General features: G+C 63.1%; 24 protein-coding genes and 1 other RNA gene. 13 read left to right on the top strand and 12 right to left on the bottom strand.

Going from position 1 to position 24,219, the window contains the following annotated elements; all coding sequences use genetic code 11:
- The first annotated feature begins 235 nt into the window (after positions 1-235).
- Positions 236-379, top strand: coding sequence for a hypothetical protein (locus VSR34_RS09690; RefSeq protein WP_342962395.1), 144 nt, complete (start codon positions 236-238; stop codon positions 377-379).
- A gap of 122 nt (positions 380-501) precedes the next feature.
- Entirely contained in the window at positions 502-1,776 is a 1,275-nt protein-coding gene (locus VSR34_RS09685; protein WP_342962394.1) for a patatin-like phospholipase family protein, read from the top strand.
- Positions 1,777-2,258: 482 nt separating this feature from the next.
- Here VSR34_RS09685 and VSR34_RS09680 read toward each other — a convergent pair whose 3' ends face one another.
- The 12 genes from VSR34_RS09680 to ompA all read right to left on the bottom strand — a co-directional run bounded on the left by VSR34_RS09680 (position 2,259) and on the right by ompA (position 10,173).
- Positions 2,259-2,672: a hypothetical protein gene (locus VSR34_RS09680; protein WP_342962393.1), complete on the bottom strand. Its 414-nt coding sequence runs from the start codon at positions 2,670-2,672 to the stop codon at positions 2,259-2,261.
- A 114-nt stretch (positions 2,673-2,786) separates the two neighbouring features.
- On the bottom strand, positions 2,787-3,185 hold the full coding sequence (locus VSR34_RS09675; protein ID WP_342962392.1) for a hypothetical protein: 399 nt from the start codon (positions 3,183-3,185) through the stop codon (positions 2,787-2,789).
- Between the two features lie 162 nt (positions 3,186-3,347).
- Entirely contained in the window at positions 3,348-3,641 is a 294-nt protein-coding gene (locus tag VSR34_RS09670) for a hypothetical protein (protein ID WP_342962391.1), read from the bottom strand.
- A gap of 60 nt (positions 3,642-3,701) precedes the next feature.
- The gene (locus VSR34_RS09665; protein WP_342962390.1) at positions 3,702-4,301 is read right to left on the bottom strand and encodes a hypothetical protein; all 600 of its coding nucleotides are present in this window, start codon (positions 4,299-4,301) and stop codon (positions 3,702-3,704) included.
- Entirely contained in the window at positions 4,298-4,933 is a 636-nt protein-coding gene (locus tag VSR34_RS09660) for a hypothetical protein (protein WP_342962389.1), read from the bottom strand. Before VSR34_RS09660 ends, VSR34_RS09665 begins: the two co-directional genes overlap by 4 nt.
- A 4-nt stretch (positions 4,934-4,937) precedes the next feature.
- On the bottom strand, positions 4,938-5,207 hold the full coding sequence (locus VSR34_RS09655) for an AlpA family phage regulatory protein (RefSeq protein ID WP_342962388.1): 270 nt from the start codon (positions 5,205-5,207) through the stop codon (positions 4,938-4,940).
- A 104-nt stretch (positions 5,208-5,311) separates the two neighbouring features.
- Positions 5,312-5,929: a hypothetical protein gene (locus VSR34_RS09650; RefSeq protein ID WP_342962387.1), complete on the bottom strand. Its 618-nt coding sequence runs from the start codon at positions 5,927-5,929 to the stop codon at positions 5,312-5,314.
- Positions 5,926-7,170, bottom strand: coding sequence for an integrase arm-type DNA-binding domain-containing protein (locus VSR34_RS09645; RefSeq protein WP_342962386.1), 1,245 nt, complete (start codon positions 7,168-7,170; stop codon positions 5,926-5,928). The genes VSR34_RS09650 and VSR34_RS09645 overlap by 4 nt, the downstream gene beginning before the upstream one ends.
- A 173-nt stretch (positions 7,171-7,343) precedes the next feature.
- Positions 7,344-7,713, bottom strand: a transfer-messenger RNA (tmRNA) gene (ssrA, locus tag VSR34_RS09640).
- A 90-nt stretch (positions 7,714-7,803) separates the two neighbouring features.
- Positions 7,804-8,523 (bottom strand): HAD-IA family hydrolase, encoded by a 720-nt coding sequence (locus tag VSR34_RS09635; RefSeq protein ID WP_028211685.1) that lies wholly within the window; start codon positions 8,521-8,523, stop codon positions 7,804-7,806.
- An 86-nt stretch (positions 8,524-8,609) separates the two neighbouring features.
- Positions 8,610-9,308, bottom strand: a complete 699-nt coding sequence (ubiG, locus tag VSR34_RS09630; protein ID WP_342962385.1) for a bifunctional 2-polyprenyl-6-hydroxyphenol methylase/3-demethylubiquinol 3-O-methyltransferase UbiG — start codon at positions 9,306-9,308, stop codon at positions 8,610-8,612.
- 220 nt (positions 9,309-9,528) lie between these two features.
- Positions 9,529-10,173 (bottom strand): outer membrane protein OmpA, encoded by a 645-nt coding sequence (gene ompA / locus VSR34_RS09625; RefSeq protein ID WP_342962384.1) that lies wholly within the window; start codon positions 10,171-10,173, stop codon positions 9,529-9,531.
- 564 nt (positions 10,174-10,737) lie between these two features.
- Here ompA and gyrA point away from each other — a divergent pair.
- The 11 genes from gyrA (at position 10,738) to lapB (ending at position 24,081) form a co-directional block, all read left to right on the top strand.
- Positions 10,738-13,341: a DNA gyrase subunit A gene (gene gyrA / locus VSR34_RS09620; RefSeq protein WP_028230525.1), complete on the top strand. Its 2,604-nt coding sequence runs from the start codon at positions 10,738-10,740 to the stop codon at positions 13,339-13,341.
- 197 nt (positions 13,342-13,538) lie between these two features.
- The gene (locus VSR34_RS09615; protein ID WP_028211689.1) at positions 13,539-14,144 is read left to right on the top strand and encodes a DUF2059 domain-containing protein; all 606 of its coding nucleotides are present in this window, start codon (positions 13,539-13,541) and stop codon (positions 14,142-14,144) included.
- Between the two features lie 245 nt (positions 14,145-14,389).
- Positions 14,390-15,472 (top strand): 3-phosphoserine/phosphohydroxythreonine transaminase, encoded by a 1,083-nt coding sequence (serC, locus tag VSR34_RS09610; RefSeq protein WP_028211690.1) that lies wholly within the window; start codon positions 14,390-14,392, stop codon positions 15,470-15,472.
- A gap of 56 nt (positions 15,473-15,528) precedes the next feature.
- Positions 15,529-16,614, top strand: a complete 1,086-nt coding sequence (gene pheA, locus VSR34_RS09605; RefSeq protein ID WP_342962383.1) for a prephenate dehydratase — start codon at positions 15,529-15,531, stop codon at positions 16,612-16,614.
- A gap of 273 nt (positions 16,615-16,887) precedes the next feature.
- Positions 16,888-17,829 (top strand): prephenate dehydrogenase/arogenate dehydrogenase family protein, encoded by a 942-nt coding sequence (locus tag VSR34_RS09600; protein ID WP_028211692.1) that lies wholly within the window; start codon positions 16,888-16,890, stop codon positions 17,827-17,829.
- A gap of 97 nt (positions 17,830-17,926) precedes the next feature.
- A complete protein-coding gene (gene aroA, locus VSR34_RS09595) occupies positions 17,927-19,231 on the top strand; it encodes a 3-phosphoshikimate 1-carboxyvinyltransferase (protein ID WP_028211693.1) in 1,305 nt (434 codons plus the stop codon).
- A 28-nt stretch (positions 19,232-19,259) separates the two neighbouring features.
- Positions 19,260-19,961, top strand: a complete 702-nt coding sequence (cmk, locus tag VSR34_RS09590; protein ID WP_028211694.1) for a (d)CMP kinase — start codon at positions 19,260-19,262, stop codon at positions 19,959-19,961.
- A 207-nt stretch (positions 19,962-20,168) separates the two neighbouring features.
- Positions 20,169-21,899 (top strand): 30S ribosomal protein S1, encoded by a 1,731-nt coding sequence (rpsA, locus tag VSR34_RS09585; protein ID WP_028211695.1) that lies wholly within the window; start codon positions 20,169-20,171, stop codon positions 21,897-21,899.
- A 25-nt stretch (positions 21,900-21,924) separates the two neighbouring features.
- Positions 21,925-22,248, top strand: a complete 324-nt coding sequence (locus VSR34_RS09580) for an integration host factor subunit beta (RefSeq protein WP_028211696.1) — start codon at positions 21,925-21,927, stop codon at positions 22,246-22,248.
- A 300-nt stretch (positions 22,249-22,548) separates the two neighbouring features.
- The gene (locus tag VSR34_RS09575) at positions 22,549-22,842 is read left to right on the top strand and encodes a LapA family protein (protein WP_028211697.1); all 294 of its coding nucleotides are present in this window, start codon (positions 22,549-22,551) and stop codon (positions 22,840-22,842) included.
- Positions 22,843-22,905: 63 nt separating this feature from the next.
- Positions 22,906-24,081: a lipopolysaccharide assembly protein LapB gene (gene lapB, locus VSR34_RS09570; protein WP_028211698.1), complete on the top strand. Its 1,176-nt coding sequence runs from the start codon at positions 22,906-22,908 to the stop codon at positions 24,079-24,081.
- Positions 24,082-24,219: the final 138 nt, after the last annotated feature.

The following is a 24,219-nucleotide window of genomic DNA, read 5'->3' as shown; positions in this document are numbered from 1 at the left end:
GACTAAAGTCCGATACCCAACGGCCCGATCCATGAATAGGCTACGAGCTGCGGCCTGGAAAGGGGCATGCATATACCCATGGAGGTCTATCGTGAAAATGCCAATTGCGGCCGTGCTAACTGCCTTTATCTCATTGACGTCGATTTCGGCTCCGTGCGTATGGGCGCAAGGTACTCAAGGTACGGCTGATGCGGCCACAGCGCCGGCTTCGGAGCATCCTGATGAAATCGTAAGAATGCGCCAGCAGATCGCCGCGGCCAATCGCGCATACGACCGCGAGGTCGCGGCCGCAAAGAAGGTCTTTGACCAGAAGAAGGCCGTGGCGGCAAAGAAGCGCGACGCTGCGATCGAGGCGGCTCATCGGGGGGTTGCAGGCTGAGCACGATGCACCTCGCTGGTTAGCGCCACGCATACCTGGACCACTACGGAACTCGAGTGAGAGGCAGCGCGACGCGCGGTCTGCGTAGACACACTCACGTCTCGTCTCAAGGGGGCGCAATAATGAGCACGTTCTTCGCGGGACCGGTCAAGGATTTGTGGGGCAGCAAGTGGAAGATGGACCAGAGACTTTTCGGCGTCTTCGCTGCGATCATATTTGCCTTGCTGCAAGGATGTTCCACCGTGCCTGACCGATTGCCAGCGGTCCCAGATGAGCTGACAAGCAAGGCTGAAATTCCGGGCATGCCCGGCGTGCGCCATGTTGCCGGTGTGGACGCCCCGGATCTGACCCAGGTTGCCCTTGACTCGTTGAAGAGGGAAAGGGACTACCTCGCGCAGCAGGGACACGTGGGCCCGATGCCGCCTGCGGTATTTCTCGCGATATCCGGTGGCGGCGACAACGGCGCATTCGCTGCGGGCTTACTGAATGCATGGACAGAAACAGGAACCCGGCCGGAGTTTAAGCTCGTAACCGGCATTAGCACCGGGGCGCTTATCGCGCCTTTTGCGTTTCTCGGGCCGAAGTATGATGCGACGCTCAAACAGGTCTACACAACTATTTCTCCAGAAGACGTCCTGGAGAAGCGTAGCCTGCTCGGCGGCGTGCTCAGCGACGCGATGGCTGATAACCGGCCGTTGCTGGCGTTGACCCGGAAATTCGTCACCGCGGATCTGCTCAAGGAGGTGGCAGCAGAGTACGCTAAAGGCCGTTTGCTGCTGGTTGCAACGACCGACCTGGATGCTCGCCGAGGCATCATCTGGGACATGGGGAAAATTGCGACATACGGTGGTCCCAAGGCACTGGACCTCTTCGTGAAAATACTCGTCGCCTCCACATCAATTCCCGGCGCGTTTCCTCCAATGATGATTGACGTGGAAGTCAACGGCAAACATTACCAGGAAATGCATGTTGACGGCGGTGTCGTGGCGCAGGTGTTTGCCTATCCAGCGACGATCCGCATAGGTGAGGAGGCAGCGGCGGTCGGCGTCAACCGTGTGCGCAAGCTTTACATCATACGAAACGCACGACTCGATGCGGACTGGGAGCAGGTGGACCGCTCTACGATGAGCATTGCCTCTCGCGCCGTTGCGTCGATGATCCAAAGCCAGGGCGTCGGTGATCTTTACCGCATCTACGCGACAGCGAAGCGCGATGGTGTCGAGTTTAACCTCGCCTTCATTCCGGCAAGCTTTAATGCGCCCCACAAGGAAGAGTTCGATACCGAATACATGCGCTCACTCTATGACACCGCCTATCAAATGGCATTGAAGGGCTACCCGTGGGCAAACGCGCCGCCCGGGTTCGTTTTGCCGCGCGTAGCGGTAGCCCCGAAATAGGACACGGGCAGCGCTCGACTAAGTGCTGCGCGGACGCCGCTCCGCGCGCCGGCACGAGCCATTAAAACCGGCGAGGCATAGCTTTGTGCGATTTTTGCTGGCCGCGCCGCACAATCGAAGTAAGTCAATTGCCCGTTCGACCCCGCGGTGTCTCGTAGATACTGTCGCACGGTCGGCCCGCGAAGGTCTGTAGCGAGGTGGCAACCCGACGCTCGAGTGTCCGTGCAATGGTGGGGCCATTGACCGCTTGTGGCCGATCGGGGACATACACCAATCTAGCCAATTCGCGTCGACGATCCGGCCAAGCGCGTCATTTGCGCCAACGGGCTTCGACCTGGGGGCTTTTTTTCTACCCGCTGCGGCTATGCGCTATGCTGTGCGCCCGGCGCTGGCCCGAGTGCAGCAACTCCCGTAGTTCGACAGCGCAAGCTGTCGGCTCTGACGCTTGGCAACAGGTCGATTCGAACGGTCCCCGGGTAAGGTCATGGCCGCACTTTCCCATCATCGCGCACATAGCCGGCACCCTCATCGTTTGCCGCTTCGAGCGCCTGCATGCTGCGATATGCACGGCGGCGAAATCGGCGCACGCGCCGGTAAAACGCATCGCGTGTGATGCCCTGCGCAGCGGCAGCCTCTTTGGTACAGCGACTCAGCGCCAGGTAATGAATCAGGAACGAGATTTTTGCCGGCGAATCGCCCTGCGCCGCGATCGCGGTATTGAAGAGCGCGAGTTCTGCGGATAATTCCGGGTCGGGCACCGGGCGCACCCTGCCGGGCTGCATCTGGGCAAGAACGTTTTTCGGGATTGAAGGAGCGAAAAAGCGGCGCGTGCGGCTCCAGGCGGCCCAACGATGGGCCAGTTCGTCTATCTGAGAGTCAGTCAAGTCATCGCGCATGGGGGCATATCCGGTCGAACAATCGGGCACACCGCAACGATAGTCCAGAGCCAGGAGGCAAGCGACCACCCCTGCGCCGTCGCGCGCGCACGCGCGTAAGGCACGGGCCGCGCGTCACGGCGGAGATTCGCCCTCAAATTCGTAGACGCCTGCGCTTGTCACCACAACGCCGCTTTTCCGGTCTTTGCGGTGCAAAGTGATACTCAGCACGACAGATCCGCCCCAGTTCGCTGCTCGCCGCGAATGCGCAAGCTCGTTTTCCGCGCGCCGAATCCGCTTGCGGAATGCGCGCTCCTCGCGTCGCGCCTCGGCGGTATCGTCATACGGTGGGTGTGCACCCCGTTGCAGCCCCATCATCCGTTCGATCGTCGCCCCGAGGGTTTCGTTTTGCTGGCGGTTCGTTTCAAGCCAGTGCGAGAGCGCAGGCGACAAATAAATGGAACGGCGGCGATAACCTGCCTCGTGCAGGCGTTCGCCATGCGCGCGCAACCGCTTTACGTCAAACTGCGCCATCGCGACACTCCCGCATCGTCATCCCGAGCAATCGCCTAAGAGTCTCTCCGGGGGTCTCCTCCGGCTGGCGGTGGATCTCGACCAGGGCGCGCAATTGGCGCGAACGGGCCGCGCGTTCGAACCCAGCGGCTTGCAGTCGCTCATTCTTCGGTCCTACATTTCTCAAAACTCGAAGGTTCCATTAATTTCCTCGCGCATCTGAGCCGGGCCTTCGAGGCTGCGCAGCGCGTCGGCCACCGTCTCGACAACCCAATACTCCCCGTGCCAGGCATCTGCCCAGCGGCGCTCGTCGGGCGTCAAACGGCGCGCGCTCGGCGGCTTGCTGCCGTCTTTGACTTCGACCAGAAAACTACGGCGGCCCGAGACGTGCGCGTGAGCAACCAGAAGGTCGGGCACGCCGTGCCCCTGATTCGACAGGATCAGTACGCTTGCGTCAGCCGCGCGATAGGCGGCCACGATCGCGGACTGATTCCCGTCAACGCGAGCCAGGTAACGCCTCACGATTGCGACTCCATCTCACCTGGTTGTCCTGATGGATCGTCCGACGCCAAAATCGGCGCGCCAGTGGCTTCGGCAGCTTTGCCTGGCCATTGGGGCTCGTCGCATCGTTCGAGGGCCGCAATGGCGATTTTCGCGAGCGAGGCGGCCGTTTGCGGCGTGCTTGGCTCGATCGTCTGCCCGCCAGCCTCGACAACGTCTTTGCCGGGCAGGCAGCCGCAGGCACTCTGCGAGCAGTTCACGGCGCAGCCGGTAAGCCCAGAAGTGGCCATGCTCGCGCTCGTCACGCTCGCGCACGGTCACTGTCGCCGCGCCGGTCACACGGTCGAACGCGCTCTGCTCGATCCGCACCACGCGCGGCGCCCAGGTCGGATAACCACGCTGGACGACCCGCGCGCCGATCCGGTCTGCCAGATCGCGCCATTCGACACTGGAAATCCATTCGGCGAAGGCGGCAGCAGTGTATGCCCACTCATGAGCGCAATTCCAGGCCGTCACTGCAACCCATTTTTCGGCGGGCGCGTCGCGATGCGCGGCGCAGACCCAGCCGCCACCACCGTGATATGAAGCCGGCGCCGGGCAACCGTTGGCGATGCAACACGGGGCGGTGATCATCATTTCACCCCCTTGCAGTGCAACCGCATTTTCTTGACTGCCTCACGCGATTTGGCCGTGCCCCGACTGCCGTTTGCAAGGGATAGCTGCGGCACGCTGTTTGCAGTGTTGGTACTGCCAATGCCGCCAGATTCCTTTACTGATTCCTTTACTGATTCTGGGTGTCGTAAACGATCCGATTGTTGTGCCGGAAACGAACCTATTGAGGAATCGCAAACGACCCCATTCGACCCATGCAATGGGACCGTTTTCGATACCATTCCATCGCATTCAAAGGGCGCGTTTTCGATACCATTGGAAGGCGAATCGGCATCGTCGGACGTCCGCGCTTCGGCAAAGCGCCGCTCCATTTCTGTTTGCAGTGCAGCGAGCGGGGGGAGATGCAGGCGATAGACAACGATGCGCCCGCTCTTGCCCTTGCGAGCGCCCGTGTCGATCAGCAGGCCGGCAGCGCGCAGTTTGCGCATGTGGCATTTCACGCGGCCTTTGCTTAGGCCCGTGCGGACCGAAAGATACGGAATCGACGGCCATAGCAGCCCGTCGCGATTCGCCATTCCACCCAGTACGAATGCGAGCGCCCATGCGCTGCCGAGTTCCGGCATGAGTGCGACCGCGCGAAGCAGATCGAGGCTCATGACGCTATGCGGCCGTTTGCGTTGCCGTGTCGGGCGCACGGTAGTTTTCGGGGTCGCGCAACCACACTAGCAGATCAGCGTTGCGCCATGCGGCCGTGCGCGGACCCAGCGAGACGTGCTTCGGAAACAGGCCTCGTTGTTCCTTTTGGCGGACGGTCTCGCGGCCCATGCCAACCAACTGTCGCACTGTCGGCCAACGGCTGAATCCCTCAGCCGGCAGCGTCGCTGCCGGGTCGATCGTTGCCACTTCGTTCGCTGGCTTCACCATCATCATCCCCACTGTTTTGCCCTATTGGGCGTTACGGTGAGTTGAGAGTAGAAACGCGCGGCTGTTACGTCATGTCGGAAAAGGTGGGGGGGCTTTTTGCGAATCCGGCATTAAGGCCGAGAGAAATGATCTTCCAGAGCGTCACGATGTTCGTAATACAGGTCTCGTACGCGTACCGGCGATATCGCCAGCGGCTTGGCTACCATGGCGAATGCTTCCTTAGCGGATACGTTCTCGCGGTGGATCAGCCACCACGCATCGCGCGCAGCGATCAGGTCGCGTTCCTTTCCTGGACGGCGGTGGCCGACTTCCAAGCCTAAAGCCTTGTTGGCGTCGATACCCTCTTCAATTTTGCGGAGGGCGGCGACCCAATGGTCGCGCTGGGCAATCCAATAATCTCGCTCGGATTCAGGCACTCCCGGTGGGGGCGGTAGCTGGTCGATTGTGTCAACCCATTCGCCGAGTGCGGCGCGAACCAACGGGGGATCGGCTTCGCCGGATTTGAGTTTTTCGAGGGGCGTTGGCAAAAGCGCATTCGGGCGGGGCGCCCAGTAGGGAAACCTCGACCAATATTCGGCCAGCCTTTCCTCTGTATGTCGCTCGGCCCGCACATTCAGGTAGGCCAATACGCGCGCTTCGCGGAGCAATCGGCGTTCACGAAGTGCCTGCGCGAGCGCGAGACGTGCGCGTCTGCGCTTGCGGCGTGCCGGCTGCATCGGGCGGATCATGTGGCAGCGCCGCCGTTGATCGGAACCACCTTGGCGCCGGCCCTCAGGCCATCGAGATAGTCGGCCCATTTCTGCATCAGGTCGCGCCGTGCGACGAGCCATTGCGTGCGGTTGTAGGCGCGTCCGAGGCTGTCGCGGACTTCGTGCGCAAGCTGCATCTCGACCACTTCGGCAGGCACGCCCAGCGCCTCCACGGCGAGCGTGCGCGCCGTTGCGCGCCAGCCGTGAGGTAAAGCCGTGTCTGAATCGAAGCCCATGCGCTTGAACGCTGCGCTCATGGCCATATCGCTCATGGGCCGGTCGGCGCCGCGCAGGCTCGGGAAAACGAAGCGCCCGCGCCCGGTCAGCAAATACAGGTCGCGCAGGATCGCGACGGCCTGACGGCTGAGCGGCACGAGGTGGGTTTCGCCATTCTCCTTTTTGTCCTTCCTGCGTTTCATGCGCGCGGCGGGCACGGTCCACAATGCGGCGTCCAGATCGAATTCGGTCCACTCGGCCTGCCGCAGTTCGCCCGGTCGCTGGAATACAAGCGGGGCGAGCCGCAGCGCGGCGGTTACGGTGGCCGTGCCGTTGTAGCCGTCGATCGCGCGCAGCAGCGCGCCGAGGGCGACAGGTTCGGTGACGGCGGCGTGGTGTTTCACCGGTGCGGGCGGCAATGCGTCGCGAAGATCAGCGGCAATGTCGCGCGCGGCGCGCCCGGTCGAGACGGCGTAGCGCATGACCTGCCCGATCAGCACGCGCACGCGGTGCGCTGTCTCGATATGTCCCGTTTTCTCAATCCGCTGGAGCACGGGCAGCACGTCTGCGGGCATCAGGTCGGCAATAGGCCGGCTGCCGATATAAGGGAACACGTGCTTTTCGAGCCGGCGCAGATTGCGGGTCGCGTGCGAGTCGGACAGGGCAGGGGCGAATTTCAGATGCCACTCGCGCGCGACGGCTTCAAGCGTGTTGGCGCCGCTCACGCGTTTGGCCTGCTTCTCGGCCTTGCGGGCGACGCCGGGATCGACGCCTTGAGAAAGTAACTGGCGGGCCGCATCGCGGCGTTCGCGCGCCTGTTTCAGCGCCGTCTCTGGATAGACACCCAGTGCAAGGCGCTTCTCCTTGCCGCCGTAGCGGTATTTCAGCCGCCAGTATTTCCCGCCAGCCGCCGTGATTTCGAGATACATTCCGGCCGCGTCTGCGAGCCGGTAGGACTTTTCGCGGGGCGCGGCGTTTCGGACGGCCAGATCAGTGAGGGACATTTTGGGGCGTTGGGGGCATCAGGTTGCGAAGGTGCTCGCGATGCCCCCGAAGATGCCCCCAAAAACACCGGGTGTCAACGGGTGATCCGGTGCTACATTAGGCAATAAAAAACCCGCGAAGCCTTTGCTGTCGCGGGTTTTGGGGAATTGCGGGGTGTTTCAGGGAAATGTCTTGGTGGAGCCGGCGGGAATCGAACCCGCGTCCAGAAGCAGTCCATAACCAGTTCTACATGCGTAGTTCTGTCATTTGATTTAACCGCAGCGACGCGGACGAACACGCTGCGCTACGGCGATTCACTGGATTTTCGACCTTGGCGTCGTGACGCCACCAAGGCTTAACTGACGTAAATGACCTCTGGCGGTATTGCTACCGGTCTTGCGACGCTAGCCCGTCAGTGAGCCAGGCAGAGGACGGCGGCCCTTAGGCTGCCAGTGCGAACGTATCGTCGTTTGCAGTTACGTTTTTCCCATTGATTAACGAGGTGACGGGTCCTCGGCATGCCCTGATTACTTCATAACCCCTGTCGAAACCAGGTCGGCCCCAGAGGAAGAACAATTATCCCATAGTTCGCCATATGAGGCGAACCGCGACCCGTTCAAGGGCGCGTGGGCCCTTCACCGCGCAAAAACCGCTCAGTCCCGCTTGCCGACGTGCTGGAGCAGGGCGAACAGCGTTGCCGTAGTGTCGGCCAGATATTGCGCATTCCATTGCGCAGGTGGCACGTCGTTGCCGCAGTAGCCATAAGCGGCGGCGATCGTGGCCATGCCGGCCGCGGCGCCCGCCTGCACGTCGCGCAGGTCGTCGCCGACATACACGACGCGCTGCGGCGCCATGCCGAGCGCCTCGGCCGCGTGCAGCAACGGGGCGGGATGCGGCTTCGAGTAGGGCGTCGTGTCGCCGCTCACCACGCAGCTCGCGCGCGTGTCGAGATGCATGAGTTTCACGAGCGGCTCGGTGAGGCGCGCAACTTTGTTGGTCACGATGCCCCAGCGCACGCGGCGGGCGTCCAGGTCGTCGAGGACGGCGTCTATTCCGGCAAAGAGTGCCGTCTCAATACGCAGATTCGCTTCGTAATTCGCGAGAAATTCTTCGCGCATGGCAGCGAACTCGCGATCGTCGGGGCCGATCCCGAACGCGCCGCCGATGAGGCCACGTGCGCCGGCCGAAGCGAGCGGGCGCAGTTTTTCGAGCGGGGCGGGCGCGAGGCCGCGTGCGTGGCGCATCTGGTTGACGGCGGCCGCCAGGTCGGGGGCCGTATCGGCGAGCGTGCCGTCGAAGTCGAACAGCACGGCGTCGCAGGCGGCCAGCGCGGCGCTGTCCGTCGCGGATTGGGCGTGGGTGGATGGGTTCATGTCACGGAGGGAGTGGCGCGGCGCGCCGATGTAGAGGGACTGCCGCCGGAGCCGATGATCCGGCGGCGCCGATCGCAGAAGTCCCGTCAGGCGTCGCGCCGGCAGGCAATCATGTAATTGACGCTCGAATCGTTCGAAAGCGCGAATTGCCGCGTGAGCGGGTTGTAGGTGATGCCCTTGATGTCGGCGACGCGCAGTCCGGCGTCACGCACGAAGGCGGCAAGCTCCGAGGGGCGGATGAATCGCGCGTAATCGTGCGTGCCCTTGGGCAGCATCTTGGCGATGTATTCCGCGCCGATCACAGCGAGAAGGTACGACTTCACGTTGCGATTGAGCGTCGAGAAGAACACCCAGCCGCCCGGCTTCACGAGTGTCGCGCAGGCTTTGACGACCTCGGCGGGCTGCGGCACGTGCTCGAGCATTTCCATGCAGGTCACGACGTCGTACGACGCCGGCTCGCGCGCAGCGATCGCCTCGGCCGCGATCAACTCGTAGTCGACCGTCACGCCGCTTTCCAGACTATGCAGGTCGGCCACGCCGAGCGCCTCGTTCGACAGGTCGATGCCCTTGACGCTGGCGCCAAGTCCCGCCATCGATTGTGACAGGATGCCCCCGCCGCACCCGATGTCGAGCACGCGTTTGGACGGCAGATGCGCATGGCTGTCGATCCAGCCTAGGCGAATGGGGTTGAGGTCGTGCAGCGGCTTGAATTCGGCGTTCGGATCCCACCAGCGATGAGCAAGATCGCTGAATTTCTGCAACTCGTGGGGGTCGGCATTCGTCATGTCGTAGCAGCCTGAAGCGCGGTGCGGGTCGGAAAGAATAAACCCCGAGTATATAGGCGGGTGAGCAGGGCGGCAAAATGCCACGCCGTGCCGTAAAACTTTCCAAAACGATAAAGCCGGGCGGAAACAGGCGAAATGAAAGGGGAATAAAGGGATGGGGCGGGATGAAAAAAGCCCCGCCGAAGCGGGGCTCTTGAGGCTTGCGGTCGAAAGCTCGCGATTACTGCTTTTGCGTGCCGACGACTTCGACTTCCACGCGACGGTCCGGTGCGAGGCAGGCGATGAGAGCCTTGTGGTTCTTCTGGTTGCAGCCCGTGGTAACCGGGTTGCGCTTGCCCTTGCCTTCCGTGTAGATACGGTCGGCCGGAACACCCTTGCTGACCAGGTACGACTTGACGGCTTGCGCGCGGCGCAGCGACAGACGGTCGTTGTAGGCAGCCGAGCCGATACGGTCGGTGTGGCCCGTTGCGACGACGACTTCGAGGTTCAGCGCCTGGATCTTGCTTGCCAGATCGTCCAGCTTTTCCTTACCAGCCGGCTTCAGGATAGCCTTGTCGAAGTCGAACAGGGCATCAGCCTGGTACGTGATCTTCTGGCTGCTGATGGCCGGCGGCGGCGGAGCGACCGGCGGTTGCGGTGCCTGGGCGACCAGGGCGCCATCGCACTTGGCGTTGGCGGTGGCCGGCGTCCAGAATGCATCGCGCCAGCAAAGCTCGTTCGTGCCGTTCATCCACACGTATTCGCCGGTACCATTCACCCAGTTGTCATTGACGGCTTGTCGCGACGCCGGCACCGATTGTGCCTGAGCGGATGCAGCCACAACTGCGGTAGCTGCAATGAACGCGAGCTTTGAAAGTTTATTCATATTTCTCCTCTCGAAATTGAGATTACCGCAGGTTTACTGCGAGCTATATGACGAAGACAAGTCATACATTGCTCGAAGTATAACATTGCCAGGTTGTGGGGCACGGTTTGCGTTGTGTAGACTTCGAGCAGTGTCTAAGTTTGTGCGTTGGCATTTTGCCATATCGTTCCCGTCCGACGATAAAAAAATCCGCCCCTTTTGGGCGGCGGCGCGCCGAATGTGGTGGGCCCGCAACAAAAAGTTCCCGCAATTTTACCTGGTAATGCGCCTGGGTCGAGTGTGCGTGCCACATTGTCACCCAAATCAGTCGCGGCGAATCTGATTCGCGTCGTCACTGCGGCGTTTGCGCCACGCTCCTTGCGGTTTTGAGCCCTTCGCGCGCGCCCCTCTAATAGGTATACGTAGACGGCGGGCGAGGGTGTCTCGCATGGTAGAATCGCGTGATGCGCTGCGTCCGCGGCGTCCATGCGACAGCTGGGCTTTCGGCAGTGGCCGTTGGTGACCTCTGCCCCGCTTGCCGGGACAGGGCGCTAGCCCTGCGCGTGCCCAAACAAGATATCGATAATGGATCAATTCGCGAAAGAGACTCTGCCAATCTCCCTCGAGGAGGAAATGCGCCGCTCGTATCTCGATTACGCGATGAGCGTGATCGTCGGGCGAGCACTTCCGGATGTTCGCGACGGCCTGAAGCCCGTGCACCGGCGCGTGCTCTACGCGATGCACGAGCTCAACAACGACTGGAACCGTGCTTACAAGAAGTCGGCGCGTATCGTCGGCGACGTCATCGGTAAGTACCATCCCCATGGCGATACGGCTGTCTACGACACGATCGTGCGGATGGCGCAGGACTTCTCCCTGCGCTACATGCTGGTCGACGGCCAGGGCAATTTCGGCTCGATCGACGGCGACAACGCCGCAGCGATGCGATACACCGAAATCCGCATGGCGAAGATCGGCCATGAGCTCCTGGCCGACATCGACAAGGAAACCGTCGACTTCGGGCCGAACTACGACGGCAGCGAAAACGAACCGCAGATCCTGCCCGCGCGCATCCCGAACCTGCTCATCAACGGTTCGTCGGGGATCGCGGTCGGCATGGCCACGAATATCCCGCCGCACAATCTCAACGAAGTTGTCGACGCCTGTCAGCATCTGCTGAAAAATCCCCAGGCAACGATCGACGAGCTGATCGAGATCATTCCCGCCCCCGATTTCCCGACCGCCGGCATCATCTACGGCGTCGCCGGTGTGCGCGACGGCTATCGCACCGGCCGCGGCCGCGTGGTGATGCGCGCAGCCACGCACTTCGAGGAAATCGATCGCGGCCAGCGCATGGCGATCATCGTCGACGAGCTGCCGTACCAGGTGAACAAGCGCTCGCTGCTCGAGCGCATCGCCGAGCTCGTCAACGAGAAGAAGCTCGAAGGTATTTCTGATATTCGCGACGAGTCGGACAAAAGCGGCATGCGTGTCGTGATCGAGCTCAAGCGCGGCGAAGTGCCCGAGGTCATCCTCAACAATCTTTACAAGGCGACGCAGCTCCAGGACACGTTCGGCATGAACATGGTCGCGCTGGTGGACAATCAGCCGAAGCTGCTGAACCTGAAGGAAATGCTCGAGCATTTCCTCTCGCACCGTCGCGAAGTGCTCACGCGGCGCACGGTCTACGAACTGCGCAAGGCGCGCGAGCGCGGCCACGTGCTCGAAGGCCTTGCCGTGGCGCTCGCGAACATCGACGAATTCATCGAGCTCATCAAGGCCGCGCCCACGCCGCCGATCGCGAAACAGGAGTTGATGAACCGCTCGTGGGATTCGTCGCTCGTGCGCGAGATGCTCACGCGCGCGGAGCAGGAGAATTCGGCGGTGGGCGGTCGCGAAGCCTACCGTCCGGAAGGGCTGAACCCGCAATATGGTATGCAGGCCGACGGCCTCTACCGTCTGTCCGACACGCAGGCGCAGGAAATCCTGCAAATGCGTCTGCAGCGCCTGACCGGGCTGGAGCAGGACAAGATCATCGGCGAGTACCGCGAAGTCATGGCGCAGATCGCCGACCTGCTCGACATTCTTGCGCGCCCCGAGCGCGTAACTGTCATGATCTCCGAGGAACTCACCTCGATCAAGGGTGAATTCGGCGACGCCCGCCGCTCGAAGATCGAACTGAACGCCACCGAGCTCAATACCGAGGACCTGATCACGCCGCAGGATATGGTCGTGACCATGTCGCACTCGGGTTACGTGAAATCGCAGCCGTTGTCGGAATATCGCGCGCAGAAGCGCGGAGGTCGCGGCAAGCAGGCGACCCAGATGAAGGAAGACGACTGGATCGACACGCTCTTCATCGCCAACACGCACGATCACATCCTGTGCTTCTCCAATCGCGGCCGTGTCTACTGGGTGAAGGTGTACGAAGTGCCGCAAGGTTCGCGCAATTCGCGTGGCCGTCCGATCGTCAACATGTTCCCGCTGCAGGACGGCGAAAAGATCACGGTCGTGCTGCCGGTCAAGGAATTCTCGGCCGACAAGTTCGTCTTCATGGCCACGGCGCTGGGTACCGTCAAGAAGACCCCGCTCGAAGCCTTCAGCCGTCCGTTGCGCAAGGGTATTATTGCGGTCGGTCTTGACGACGGCGATTACCTGATCGGCGCTGCCATCACCGACGGCGAGCACGATGTGATGCTGTTCTCCGACGCCGGCAAGGCCGTGCGCTTCGACGAGAACGACGTGCGACCCATGGGCCGCGAAGCGCGCGGCGTGCGCGGCATGCAGCTCGAAGACAACCAGCAGGTCATCGCGCTCCTCGTGGCGGGTGACGAGCAGCAATCGGTGCTGACCGCGACCGAGAACGGTTACGGCAAGCGCACCCCGATCACGGAGTACACGCGCCATGGCCGCGGCACGAAGGGCATGATCGCGATCCAGACTTCGGAGCGCAACGGCAAGGTGGTTGCGGCCACACTGGTCGATCCCGAAGCGGAGATCATGCTGATCACCACCACGGGCGTGCTCATTCGCACCCGCGTGTCGGAGATCCGCGAAATGGGACGCGCAACGCAAGGTGTTACACTCATCAGCCTTGACGAAGGTACGAAGCTCTCAGGACTGCAGCAGATCGCCGAGGCGGACGCCGAAGGCGAGGGCGAGCCAGCCGAAGGCGAAGCCGAGGAGTGACGCGCCGGGTGGTGCCCGCGAGCGTGTAGCGTGCGCTCAAGCGATCCCCTTATGCGCGTGCCTTTAAGGTGGGTTTCAGTGAATCTTGTTACTGTCAGCTAAATGAATGGTGTGCCGGGCGGATCGGGCGGCGGGCGAGCAGCGCCCCGCGGTCCGCGCGGCAGCGCAACTCGATTAATTTCTCAAAGGGAGTAATGATGCAAAAACGATTCAAGCAGGTGATGTTGCTGGCCGCTCTCGTGCCGACGTTTGCCATGGCTCAGGCGCTCCAGAACCAGGCGCCCGCCCAGGCACCGGCCGCGGCAGCAGCACCCGTCGATCCGGCGAAGCAAGCCGCGATCAAGGACCTGCTCGACGCGATCGACGCACAGAAGCTCGTCGGCGCGATCGGCAACAGCGCCCAGATGCAAGCCAAGCAGCTCGTCCCGGCCATCCTGTCGGACGCGCTCTCGGAAAACAAGACGATGACGGACAAGCAAAAGCAGGCTGCCGTCCCGTCGCTGCAAAAGAACGCCGTGCCGAAGCTGGTTGACTCGGCAGGCCAGGTCTTCGCGACCGACTCGTTCAAGCAGGACGCCATGGAAGCTCAGTACGACGCTTACGCGAAGTACTACAGCACGCAGGAAATCAAGGACCTCACCACGTTCTACCGCAGCCCGACCGGCCGCAAGTTCATTCAGGTTCAAGACCAGGTTGGCCGCGACGTCGTGAACAGCCTGATGCAGAAGTACATGCCGCAGTCGATCAAGGCAACGCGCGACCAGGCCGACAAGGAAGTCGCTTCGGTCAAGGTCGCCAAGTAAGCCTTCTGGCATCGCGCGCTCCCTGGGCCCCGATCCTTCAGCAGGGTAACGGGGCCGGATGTAGCGCCCGATGTAGCAATGCGCCGTGGAAGGCCCGCGTTGGCGGGTTCCCGGCGACAATGCGATAATGGTCGTTTGCGCGTGAGCGCAAGCGACCATTTTTCTTTTTGGCGTGTGTTCCGGCGGTGGTTTTTTCCACAGCGGCCACAGTGGCGACAGCGCCAGCCTCGGGGATCTCTTTTACGATGCGCGTCTACAACTTCTCAGCCGGACCGGCAGCGTTGCCCGAAGAGGTCCTGCGTCAGGCCGCCGACGAAATGCTCGACTGGCACGGCAGCGGCATGGGCGTGATGGAGATGAGCCATCGCGGTCCGGAATTCATGCAGATCCATAGCGAGGCGCTGCTCGATCTGCGCGAGCTGATGCAGGTGCCCGCGAGTCACCAGATCCTGTTCCTGCAGGGCGGCGGCATTGGCGAGAACGCCATCGTGCCGCTCAACCTGTTCGGCACGAAGCCGCGCGCGGACTTCGTGATCACGGGCTCATGGTCGCAGAAGTCGCAGAAGGAAGCCCTCAAGTACGGTGAAGCGCATATCGCCGCGACGGGCCGCACCGAGGCCGGCTTCACGCATTCGCCGCCGAAGAGCGAGTGGCAACTCTCCGACGACCCGGCCTACGTGCACCTGTGCACGAACGAGACGATCGACGGCGTCGAGACGTTCGAGATTCCCGATCTCGGCGATATTCCGCTCGTGGCCGACGCCTCGTCGCACATCCTTTCGCGCCCGATGGACATCGCCAAGTACGGCGTGCTTTATGGTGGCGCGCAGAAGAACATCGGCATGGCGGGCGTGACGGTCGTGATCGTGCGCGAAGACCTGCTCGACCGCTCGATGTCGATCTGCCCTTCGGCGTTCGAATGGAAGACCGTGGCCGCGAACAACTCGATGTACAACACGCCGCCGACCTACGCGATCTATATCGCGGGGCTCGTGTTCAAGTGGTTGAAGCGCCAGGGCGGTCTCGAAGTCATCGAGGCGCGCAATGTCGAAAAAGCGAAGCTGCTCTACGAAACGATCGACGCAAGCAGCTTCTATATCAACAAGGTGGAGCGCCGCGCGCGCTCGCGGATGAACGTGCCGTTCTTCCTCGCCGACGAAACACGTAACGCAGATTTCCTCGCCGGCGCCAGGGAGCGCGGGCTGTTGCAGCTGAAGGGCCACAAGTCCGTCGGCGGCATGCGGGCATCGATTTACAACGCGGTGCCGCTCGAGGCAGTGAAGGCGCTGGTCGAGTACATGAAGGAATTCGAGGCGAAGCACGCGTAAGCGCCGGGGGAAGCCCCGAGCGCCGCGCGCATCCTTTCAGATTGCCGGTCTCACGCATGGACGACGAACTCAACTCCCAACTCAAGCCGCTGCGCGAACGCATCGACGCGATCGACGCGCAGCTCATCGCGCTCCTGAACCAGCGCGCATCCGTCGCGCTCGAAGTCGGCGAGGTCAAGAAGCATTTCAACGCGCCGGTGTTTCGCCCCGAGCGCGAGCTTCAGGTAATCGAGCGCCTTCAGGCAATGAGCGAAGGCCCGCTGGGCAGCGATCACATCAGCGCGATCTGGCGCGAGATCATGGCCGCGAGCCGCTCGCTCGAAAAGACGATTTCCGCTGCGTTCCTCGGGCCGGTCGGCACCTACAGCGAGCAGGCGATGTACCAGTACTTCGGGCAGTCGATCGAAGGCCTGCCGTGCCCGTCGATCGACGAGGTGTTTCGCTCGGTCGAAGCGGGCGCCGCCGAGTTCGGCGTCGTACCGGTCGAGAACTCGACCGAGGGCGCCGTTTCGCGCACGCTCGACCTGTTCCTGGAAACGCAGCTGCTCATCGGCGGTGAGATCGCATTGCCGATCCAGCACAACCTGCTGACGCAAAGCGGCAACCTCAAGGGCGTGACGCGCGTGTGCGCGCACCCGCAGGCGCTCGCACAATGCCAGCACTGGCTGACCGCGAACGCTCCGCAGCTGGAGCGTCAGAGCGTGTCGAGCAATGCCGAGGCCGCGCGTCTCGCCGCCGCCGACCCGACGATCGCCGCGATTGCCGGCGAACGCGCCGCCACGCATTACGGTCTCCTGATCGCCAGTGCACTGATCCAGGACGATCCGCACAACCGCACGCGCTTCGTGATGATCGGCAAGCAGCCGGCGGGCGCGACGGGTCATGATCAGACGTCGATGATCGTTTCGGTGAAGAACGAGCCGGGCGCGGTCTACAAGCTGCTTGAGCCGCTCGCGCGCCACGGCGTCTCGATGACGCGTTTCGAATCGCGTCCGGCGCGCGTTGGCAGCACGTGGGAGTACTACTTCTACATCGACTTCGAAGGCCATCGCGAGGATGCGGCCGTGGCCGCGGCGCTCGGCGAACTCAGCAAGAAGGCCGCGTACCTGAAGATCCTCGGCTCGTATCCGCGCGCACGGTAAGCGTTTGGGAGGGAGGGCGCCGAACCGGGCGCCTCCTGTCTGGACCGGTCCGCGATACGGCGCGCGCAGCGCCACCGCACGGGGTAACGAACCCAGCCCCGCATTGAGCCTTGGAGAAACGCATGACCATGCAATTCGCCCCCTCGTATGTGCGCGCGATCGCCCCTTATGTCGCCGACAACCGGTTTCGAAAGTCGCCCGCGAATACGGGTTTGAAGAAGGGCGCATCGTGAAGCCCCATGAGCGCGCAATCCCTATTTTTTCGGTGACGTCGTGAGTGCGTTTTCGTTTAACAAGCTGGTGATTTTCGGCGTCGGCCTCATTGGCGGATCCCTTGCTCGCGCGTTGCGCGAGCGCGATTCGCATGGCGAAGACGGTGCGCAGGTGGTCGGCGTAGGGCGCAGCGCGCATTCGGTCGCGCGCGCGCTCGAACTGGGCGTGATCGACGCAGCCGCGACGCTGGATGACGAAGCTGCGCTAGCCGCCGCACTCGCCGGCGCCGATATCGTGCTGATCGCCGCGCCCGTTGCGCAGACAGAGGCGCTGCTCGAGCGCATCGCGCCGCATCTGGGACAAGAGACCATCGTCACCGACGCCGGCAGCACCAAGAGCGACGTGATCGCCGCGGCCCGCGCCGCGCTCGGCACTCGCATCGCGCAGTTCGTTCCCGGTCACCCGATCGCCGGACGCGAATCGAGCGGCGTCGATGCCGCGCTGGCCGACCTCTACGTGGGCCGCAACGTCGTACTGTGTCCGCTCGCGGAAAACGCGCCTGCGGCGGTCGAACGTGTTGCCGCGATGTGGCGCGCCACCGGCGCCGTGATCGGCGAGATGCCGGCCGCGCAGCACGATCGTGTCTTCGCCTCGGTAAGCCATCTGCCCCACCTGCTGTCGTTCGCGCTCGTCGACCAGATTCTCGCCTCGCCCGACGCCCAGTTGAAGTTCTCGTTCGCAGCGGGCGGTTTCCGCGATTTCACGCGTATCGCTGCCTCCAGCCCGGAAATGTGGCGCGACGTGTGTCTCGCCAATCGCGCAGCGCTGCTGGCGGAGCTCGACGGCTACACTGAGGTGCTCGCGAAGCTGCGTGCGGCCATCGACGCCGGCGACGGGGCCGCGCTCGAAACCGTGTTCGCGCGCTCGCGCGCGGCGCGCGAGGCGTGGCAGGAACGCGGCGGCAAGGGCGCGGCGGCCATCGAAGCAGCGCCAGGCAAATAGGCACACCAACACGCAGGCACGCAAACAAGCAAGCAGGAATCCGCCAGGCGGCGCGTACGCCGCCAGGGTCGCAACAAGGCATTCTCAGGACACGCTCATGGAACACCTCGATCTCGGACCGTTCACCCGTGCGTCCGGCACGATCCGTCTGCCCGGCTCGAAGAGCATCTCGAACCGCGTGCTGCTGCTCGCCGCGCTGGCCGAGGGCGAAACGACCATCACGAACCTGCTCGACTCCGACGACACGCGCGTCATGCTCGACGCGCTCGAAAAGCTCGGCGTGAAGCTCAAGCGCGAGGACGACACCTGCGTCGTGCAGGGCACGCGCGGCGCGTTTCAGGCAGTGCGCGCGGATCTCTTCCTCGGCAATGCGGGCACGGCCGTGCGTCCGCTCACGGCGGCGCTCGCCGTGAACGGCGGCGATTACCGGATCTTCGGCGTGCCGCGCATGCACGAGCGGCCCATCGGCGACCTGGTGGACGGGCTGCGCCAGATCGGCGCGAAGATCGACTATGAGGAGAACGAAGGCTATCCGCCGTTGCGCATCCGTCCGGCGCCGATTTCGGTCGAGGCGCCCATCCGCGTGCGCGGCGACGTGTCGAGCCAGTTCCTCACGGCGCTCCTCATGACGCTGCCGCTCGTGCGCGCCAAGGACGGCGTGTCGATCGTCGAGGTGGACGGCGAGCTGATTTCCAAGCCCTACATCGAGATCACGATCAAGCTGATGGAGCGCTTCGGCGTGAAGGTCGAGCGCCACGGCTGGCATCGCTTCGAGATTCCCGCGGGCGTGCGCTACCAGTCGCCGGGCAGGATCATGGTGGAAGGCGATGCGTCATCGGCGTCGTACTTCCTCGCCGCGGGCGCGATCGGCGGCGGGCCGGTGCGCGTGGAAGGCGTAGGCCGCTCCAGCATCCAGGGCGATGTCGCGTTTGCGGCGGCCCTCATGCGCATGGGCGCGAACGTCACGGTCGCCGACGACTGGATCGAAGTGCGCGGCATCGGCAACGATCACGGCAAGCTCGATCCCATCGACATGGACTTCAACCTGATCCCCGACGCGGCCATGACGATCGCCGTGGCGGCGCTCTTTGCCGACGGCGCGACCACGCTGCGCAACATCGCAAGCTGGCGCGTGAAGGAAACCGACCGCATCGCGGCGATGGCCACGGAACTGCGCAAGGTGGGTGCGAATGTGGAGGAGGGCCCCGATTACCTGATCGTGCGCCCGCCTGAAAAGCTCACGCCCAACGCCGCAATCGACACCTACGACGACCACCGCATGGCGATGTGCTTTTCGCTGGTGAGCCTTGGCGGCGTGCCGGTGCGCATCAACGACCCGAAGTGCGTGGGCAAGACGTTCCCCGATTATTTCGAGCGCTTCCTGGCGCTCGCGCAACCTTGATTGATACGAAGCCAAGCACGTTTGCCGCATGAAATCGACCCGTCCCTTTTATCCGACGCCCGTCATCACGATCGACGGCCCCACCGCTTCCGGCAAAGGCACGGTGGCGGCGCTGGTTGCCGCGCATCTCGGCTTTCACCTGCTCGACAGCGGCGCGCTCTACCGTCTGGCGGCGCTCGCGAGCATGCGCTATGCGATTGCCGCGGACGATGCCGAGCGTCTTGCGAAATTGATCGATGACCTCCATATCACGTTTCGCGAGGGGCTCGCGCAGCTCGACGGCGTTGACGTTTCGAACGAAATCCGCGCCGAGGAAGTAGGCAACCGGGCCTCGATGATCGCCGCGCATCCGGCCGTGCGCACGGCGCTCGTGGCTCGCCAGCGGGCGTTTCGCAAGCTTCCGGGGCTCGTCGCGGACGGCCGCGATATGGGCACGGTGATCTTCCCGGACGCCGTCCTGAAGGTGTTCTTGACGGCCAGCGTGGAGGCCCGCGCGGCCCGCCGGCATAAGCAATTGATCCAAAAAGGTTTTTCTGCTAATATGGATGACTTGCTTCGGGATTTGCGTGAACGCGACGCGCGCGACAGTAACCGCGCGGCCGCGCCGCTCAAGCCCGCAGCGGATGCGCAGCTTCTCGATACTTCGGCGCTCTCCGTCGACCAGGCGGTCGAACAGGTCGTGCGGTGGTATCAGGAATCGAGCCAACTGCGGCTGTCCGGTAGTCGTTGAGCACTAGTAGTTGAGCACGGCAGTGCGCAGTAGAAAACAGCAGTCGTAGTGGCAGTACGAGTAGGTGCCCCGTATAGCGTCAGTCAAGGCGCCGGGGCGTGTGTTAAACCCTTTAACCCAGTGTGGCTTTTGCATCTGTGCCGCGAACCCAAGCGTTCCGGCCTCAACGCCCGGCAGTCAAGACTGGCTGGTCGAGCAGCGAAAACCATGCAAATCCAGATTTTTATGTCCGACCTGCAAACCTCCACCCCCAATACCGAATCCTTTGCGGCTCTGTTCGAAGAGTCGCTGACCCGCCAGGACATGCGCGCCGGCGAAGTCATCTCCGCTGAAGTCGTGCGCGTCGACCACAACTTCGTGGTCGTCAACGCTGGCCTGAAGTCCGAGGCTTACATTCCCATCGAGGAATTCCTGAACGACCAGGGCGAAGTGGAGGTTCAGGCGGGTGATTTCGTTTCCGTCGCGATCGACGCGCTGGAAAACGGCTACGGCGACACCATCCTGTCGCGCGACAAGGCGAAGCGTCTCGCTTCGTGGCTGTCGCTGGAAAAGGCCCTCGACAACAACGAACTCGTGACCGGCACGATCACGGGCAAGGTCAAGGGCGGCATGACCGTCATGGTCAACGGCATCCGCGCGTTCCTGCCGGGTTCGCTCGTCGACACGCGTCCGGTCAAGGACACGACGCCGTACGAAGGCAAGACGCTCGAATTCCGCGTGATCAAGCTCGACCGCAAGCGTAACAACGTCGTGCTGTCGCGCCGCGCAGTGATCGAAGCCACGCAAGGCGAAGAGCGCGCAAAGCTGCTCGAAACGCTGAAGGAAGGCGCGATCGTCAACGGCGTGGTCAAGAACATCACCGACTACGGCGCGTTCGTGGACCTCGGCGGCATCGACGGCCTGCTGCACATCACCGACATCGCATGGCGTCGCGTGCGTCACCCGAGCGAAGTTCTCTCGGTTGGCCAGGAAGTCACCGCGAAGATCCTCAAGTTCGACCAGGAAAAGAACCGCGTTTCGCTCGGTATCAAGCAACTGGGCGACGATCCGTGGGAAGGCATCTCGCGCCGCTACCCGTCGGGCACGCGCCTGTTCGGCAAGGTCACGAACATCACCGACTACGGCGCGTTCGTCGAAGTCGAGTCGGGTATCGAAGGCCTCGTCCACGTTTCGGAAATGGACTGGACCAACAAGAACGTGGCCCCCTCGAAGGTTGTCCAGCTGGGCGACGAAGTCGAAGTCATGGTCCTCGAGATCGACGAAGACCGCCGCCGTATCAGCCTCGGCATGAAGCAGTGCAAGCCGAATCCGTGGGATGACTTCAGCCGCAACTTCAAGAAGGGCGACAAGCTGCAAGGCGCGATCAAGTCGATCACCGACTTCGGCGTGTTCATCGGCCTGCCCGGCGGCATCGACGGTCTGGTTCACCTCTCCGACCTGTCGTGGAGCGAAACCGGCGAAGAAGCCGTGCGCAAGTACAAGAAGGGCGACGAAGTCGAGGCCGTGGTTCTGGGCATCGACGTCGAGAAGGAGCGTATCTCGCTCGGCATCAAGCAGCTCGAAGGCGACCCGTTCAGCAACTTCGTTGCTGTCAACGACAAGGGTTCGATCGTCGACGGCGTGGTCAAGTCGGTCGATGCCAAGGGCGCTGTGATCACGCTGAACGCGGACGTCGAAGGCTATCTGCGTGCTTCGGAAATCGCGCAAGACCGCGTGGAAGATGCTCGCAACGTGCTGAAGGAAGGCGACAAGGTCAACGCGATGATCATCAACATCGATCGCAAGTCGCGTGGCATCAACCTGTCGATCAAGGCTAAGGACTCGGCTGAGACGCAAGAAGCACTGCGCAGCATGTCGTCGGACACGGGTTCGGCTGCCACCGGCACGACCAACCTGGGCGCACTGCTGAAGGCCAAGCTCGACGGCCAGAACCAGTAAGCCTCAAACGGGGGCAAGCTGAAGTATGACCAAATCTGAATTGGTCGCGCAGCTGGCTACGCGATTTCCGCAACTTGTTCTCAAGGATGCGGATTTCGCGGTCAAGACGATGCTCGATGCGATGTCCGAGGCCCTTGCCAAGGGTCATCGCATCGAAATTCGCGGCTTTGGCAGCTTCGGCCTGAATCGTCGGCCGTCGCGCGTCGGCCGCAATCCGAAATCGGGTGAAAAGGTGCTGGTGCCTGAGAAGTTCGTGCCGCACTTCAAGCCGGGCAAGGAATTGCGCGAGCGCGTGGACCGTCATTCGGGCGAGCCGCTGAAGGCGGAAGAGCCGGACGACGACCTGTAAGCGTGCGATCGTTTTCGATCGGGCGATTGCGGTCGTCGGCGGTCAATGCCAGATGGCCAGAACGCATGGACCGGTAAAAGGCGCTGGGGTGAACAACCCCGGCGTTTTTTTTCGCCTGCGCCTTTTCGACGCTGATTGCACGCCATGGCGTTTCGATCTGGCTCCCCGCACGCTGGCACGTGTCGGCGGGCGGGCCGTTCAATTACAATACGGGACACTTCGGCCCGGCTGGTGCTGCGGCGCAGCATGCCGGCTTCGCCGGTGCGGCCGGTGTCTTTGCAACTGCCAAGAGAATCCTTCATGAGATTGATCGCCTGGGTGATCCGTGTGCTGGTGTTCGTGCTGCTGCTCGTACTCGCACTCGCCAACACGCAAAGCACGACGCTGAACTTTCTGGCCGGGTATTCGTGGCAGGCTCCGCTTATCCTGATCGGCCTCGCGTTTTTCGTTGTCGGGCTGCTGGCGGGGCTGCTTTCGGCGCTGCCTGGCGTGTTCCGGCTGCGCATGGAAAACGGCCGCCTCAAACGCGACCTGCGCGTGGCGCGTGAAACGCCCACGCCGAGCGTCGAGCCGCCGCTGCCGCCGCTCATCTGATTCGTATTGCCGTGCCGCGCGCCAAACGCGTGCGGCTGAATTTCCGCTCTCACCATCGCTCGCATGGATCTCGATTTCTGGTGGCTCCTCGTCATTCCCGTTGCCTTCGCGCTCGGCTGGATGGCGTCGCGCTACGACCTGAAGGCACTGCTTTCCGAAAGTGCAAACTTGCCGCGCTCCTATTTCCGGGGCCTGAATTTTCTGCTCAACGAACAGCCGGACAAGGCCATCGATGCGTTCATCGAGGTCGCCAAGCTCGACCCCGAAACGGTGGAATTGCACTTCGCGCTCGGCAATCTGTTTCGCCGCCGCGGCGAGACCGACCGCGCGATCCGCGTGCATCAGAATCTGCTTTCGCGTTCCGACCTGCCTGTGAACGAGCGCGACCACGCGCTCTATGAACTCGGCCAGGACTTCCTGAAGGCGGGCTTGCTCGACCGCGCGGAGGAGACGTTCGGCAAGCTCAAGACGGGCGACTTCGCGCTCGGCGCGCAGCGCGCGCTGCTCGCGATCTACGAGATCGAGAAGGACTGGAACCGCTGCATCGACACCGCGCGCCAACTCGAAGTCATGGGCGCGGCGTCGCTCGACCTCGAAATCGCGCAGTTCCATTGCGAGCTCGCGCAGGAAGCGCTCCAGCAGAAGAAGCCCGATGAGGCGCGCCGCCAGCTTTCGCTCGCGCTCAAGGCCAATTCGCAGAACGTGCGCGCGACGATCCTCGCGGGCGACGTCGATGCGGCAAGCGGCGACTCCGCAACGGCACTCGGCCACTGGCGCGAGGTCGAGGCGCAAAACCCGGCCTATCTGCCGCTCGTTGCCGAAAAGGTCATGAAGGCCTACGAGGCGCTCGGGCGTGCGGAAGAGGGCGCAGAACTGCTCACGACGTGGGTCGACGCCTATCCGTCGAACGACCTGCTCGACGTCGCGTACAAGTACGTCGCCGCGCTGCGCGGCGCCGATGCGGCACACGCGCTCGCCCGCGCGCAGATGCAGAAGTCGCCGAACCTCGCCGGCATGTCGCGCCTGCTCGAGGCGCAGCAGGCCGCTGCCGACGAGCCGCGTCGCAGCGAACTCGAACTGATGCACAAGCTGCTCCAGCAGCGCACGAAAAATCTGCCACGCTATACCTGCCAGAACTGCGGGTTCCGGGCGCGCCTCTTTTACTGGCAATGCCCGGGCTGCAGCGGCTGGGAAACCTATGCGCCTCGTCGCGTCGAACCGGTTCCCGCGTCGAGCTGAGCCCGCGGGCGCGCGCACCGAGCCGCGCGGCTCGCCGGCCGTACCTAACCGGCCGTACCTAACCGGCCGTACCTGACCGGACGTACTTGAGCGGCCGCACTGACCGGCCGCACCTGACCGGCCGCACCTGACCGGCCG

The organism is Paraburkholderia sp. JHI2823 (assembly GCF_038900695.1).
GTDB lineage: Bacteria > Pseudomonadota > Gammaproteobacteria > Burkholderiales > Burkholderiaceae > Paraburkholderia > Paraburkholderia mimosarum.
The sequence above is the reverse complement of the archived record's forward strand: the minus strand, read 5'-3'. Positions and strand labels throughout refer to the sequence as shown.

What these genes read in the sequence shown, in the direction of transcription:
- VSR34_RS09580 (WP_028211696.1), top strand. Translation starts at nt 21,925, where the DNA reads ATGACCAAATCTGAATTGGTCGCGCAGCTGGCTACGCGATTTCCGCAA.
- VSR34_RS09645 (WP_342962386.1), bottom strand. Translation starts at nt 7,170, where the DNA reads ATGTCCCTCACTGATCTGGCCGTCCGAAACGCCGCGCCCCGCGAAAAG.
- VSR34_RS09675 (WP_342962392.1), bottom strand. Translation starts at nt 3,185, where the DNA reads ATGGCGCAGTTTGACGTAAAGCGGTTGCGCGCGCATGGCGAACGCCTG.
- serC (WP_028211690.1), top strand. Translation starts at nt 14,390, where the DNA reads ATGCGCGTCTACAACTTCTCAGCCGGACCGGCAGCGTTGCCCGAAGAG.
- VSR34_RS09665 (WP_342962390.1), bottom strand. Translation starts at nt 4,301, where the DNA reads ATGATGATCACCGCCCCGTGTTGCATCGCCAACGGTTGCCCGGCGCCG.
- gyrA (WP_028230525.1), top strand. Translation starts at nt 10,738, where the DNA reads ATGGATCAATTCGCGAAAGAGACTCTGCCAATCTCCCTCGAGGAGGAA.
- ubiG (WP_342962385.1), bottom strand. Translation starts at nt 9,308, where the DNA reads ATGACGAATGCCGACCCCCACGAGTTGCAGAAATTCAGCGATCTTGCT.
- pheA (WP_342962383.1), top strand. Translation starts at nt 15,529, where the DNA reads ATGGACGACGAACTCAACTCCCAACTCAAGCCGCTGCGCGAACGCATC.
- VSR34_RS09635 (WP_028211685.1), bottom strand. Translation starts at nt 8,523, where the DNA reads ATGAACCCATCCACCCACGCCCAATCCGCGACGGACAGCGCCGCGCTG.
- VSR34_RS09615 (WP_028211689.1), top strand. Translation starts at nt 13,539, where the DNA reads ATGCAAAAACGATTCAAGCAGGTGATGTTGCTGGCCGCTCTCGTGCCG.
- VSR34_RS09685 (WP_342962394.1), top strand. Translation starts at nt 502, where the DNA reads ATGAGCACGTTCTTCGCGGGACCGGTCAAGGATTTGTGGGGCAGCAAG.
- ompA (WP_342962384.1), bottom strand. Translation starts at nt 10,173, where the DNA reads ATGAATAAACTTTCAAAGCTCGCGTTCATTGCAGCTACCGCAGTTGTG.
- aroA (WP_028211693.1), top strand. Translation starts at nt 17,927, where the DNA reads ATGGAACACCTCGATCTCGGACCGTTCACCCGTGCGTCCGGCACGATC.
- VSR34_RS09690 (WP_342962395.1), top strand. Translation starts at nt 236, where the DNA reads ATGCGCCAGCAGATCGCCGCGGCCAATCGCGCATACGACCGCGAGGTC.
- lapB (WP_028211698.1), top strand. Translation starts at nt 22,906, where the DNA reads ATGGATCTCGATTTCTGGTGGCTCCTCGTCATTCCCGTTGCCTTCGCG.
- VSR34_RS09660 (WP_342962389.1), bottom strand. Translation starts at nt 4,933, where the DNA reads ATGAGCCTCGATCTGCTTCGCGCGGTCGCACTCATGCCGGAACTCGGC.
- VSR34_RS09575 (WP_028211697.1), top strand. Translation starts at nt 22,549, where the DNA reads ATGAGATTGATCGCCTGGGTGATCCGTGTGCTGGTGTTCGTGCTGCTG.
- cmk (WP_028211694.1), top strand. Translation starts at nt 19,260, where the DNA reads ATGAAATCGACCCGTCCCTTTTATCCGACGCCCGTCATCACGATCGAC.
- rpsA (WP_028211695.1), top strand. Translation starts at nt 20,169, where the DNA reads ATGCAAATCCAGATTTTTATGTCCGACCTGCAAACCTCCACCCCCAAT.
- VSR34_RS09680 (WP_342962393.1), bottom strand. Translation starts at nt 2,672, where the DNA reads ATGCGCGATGACTTGACTGACTCTCAGATAGACGAACTGGCCCATCGT.
- VSR34_RS09655 (WP_342962388.1), bottom strand. Translation starts at nt 5,207, where the DNA reads ATGATGATGGTGAAGCCAGCGAACGAAGTGGCAACGATCGACCCGGCA.
- VSR34_RS09650 (WP_342962387.1), bottom strand. Translation starts at nt 5,929, where the DNA reads ATGATCCGCCCGATGCAGCCGGCACGCCGCAAGCGCAGACGCGCACGT.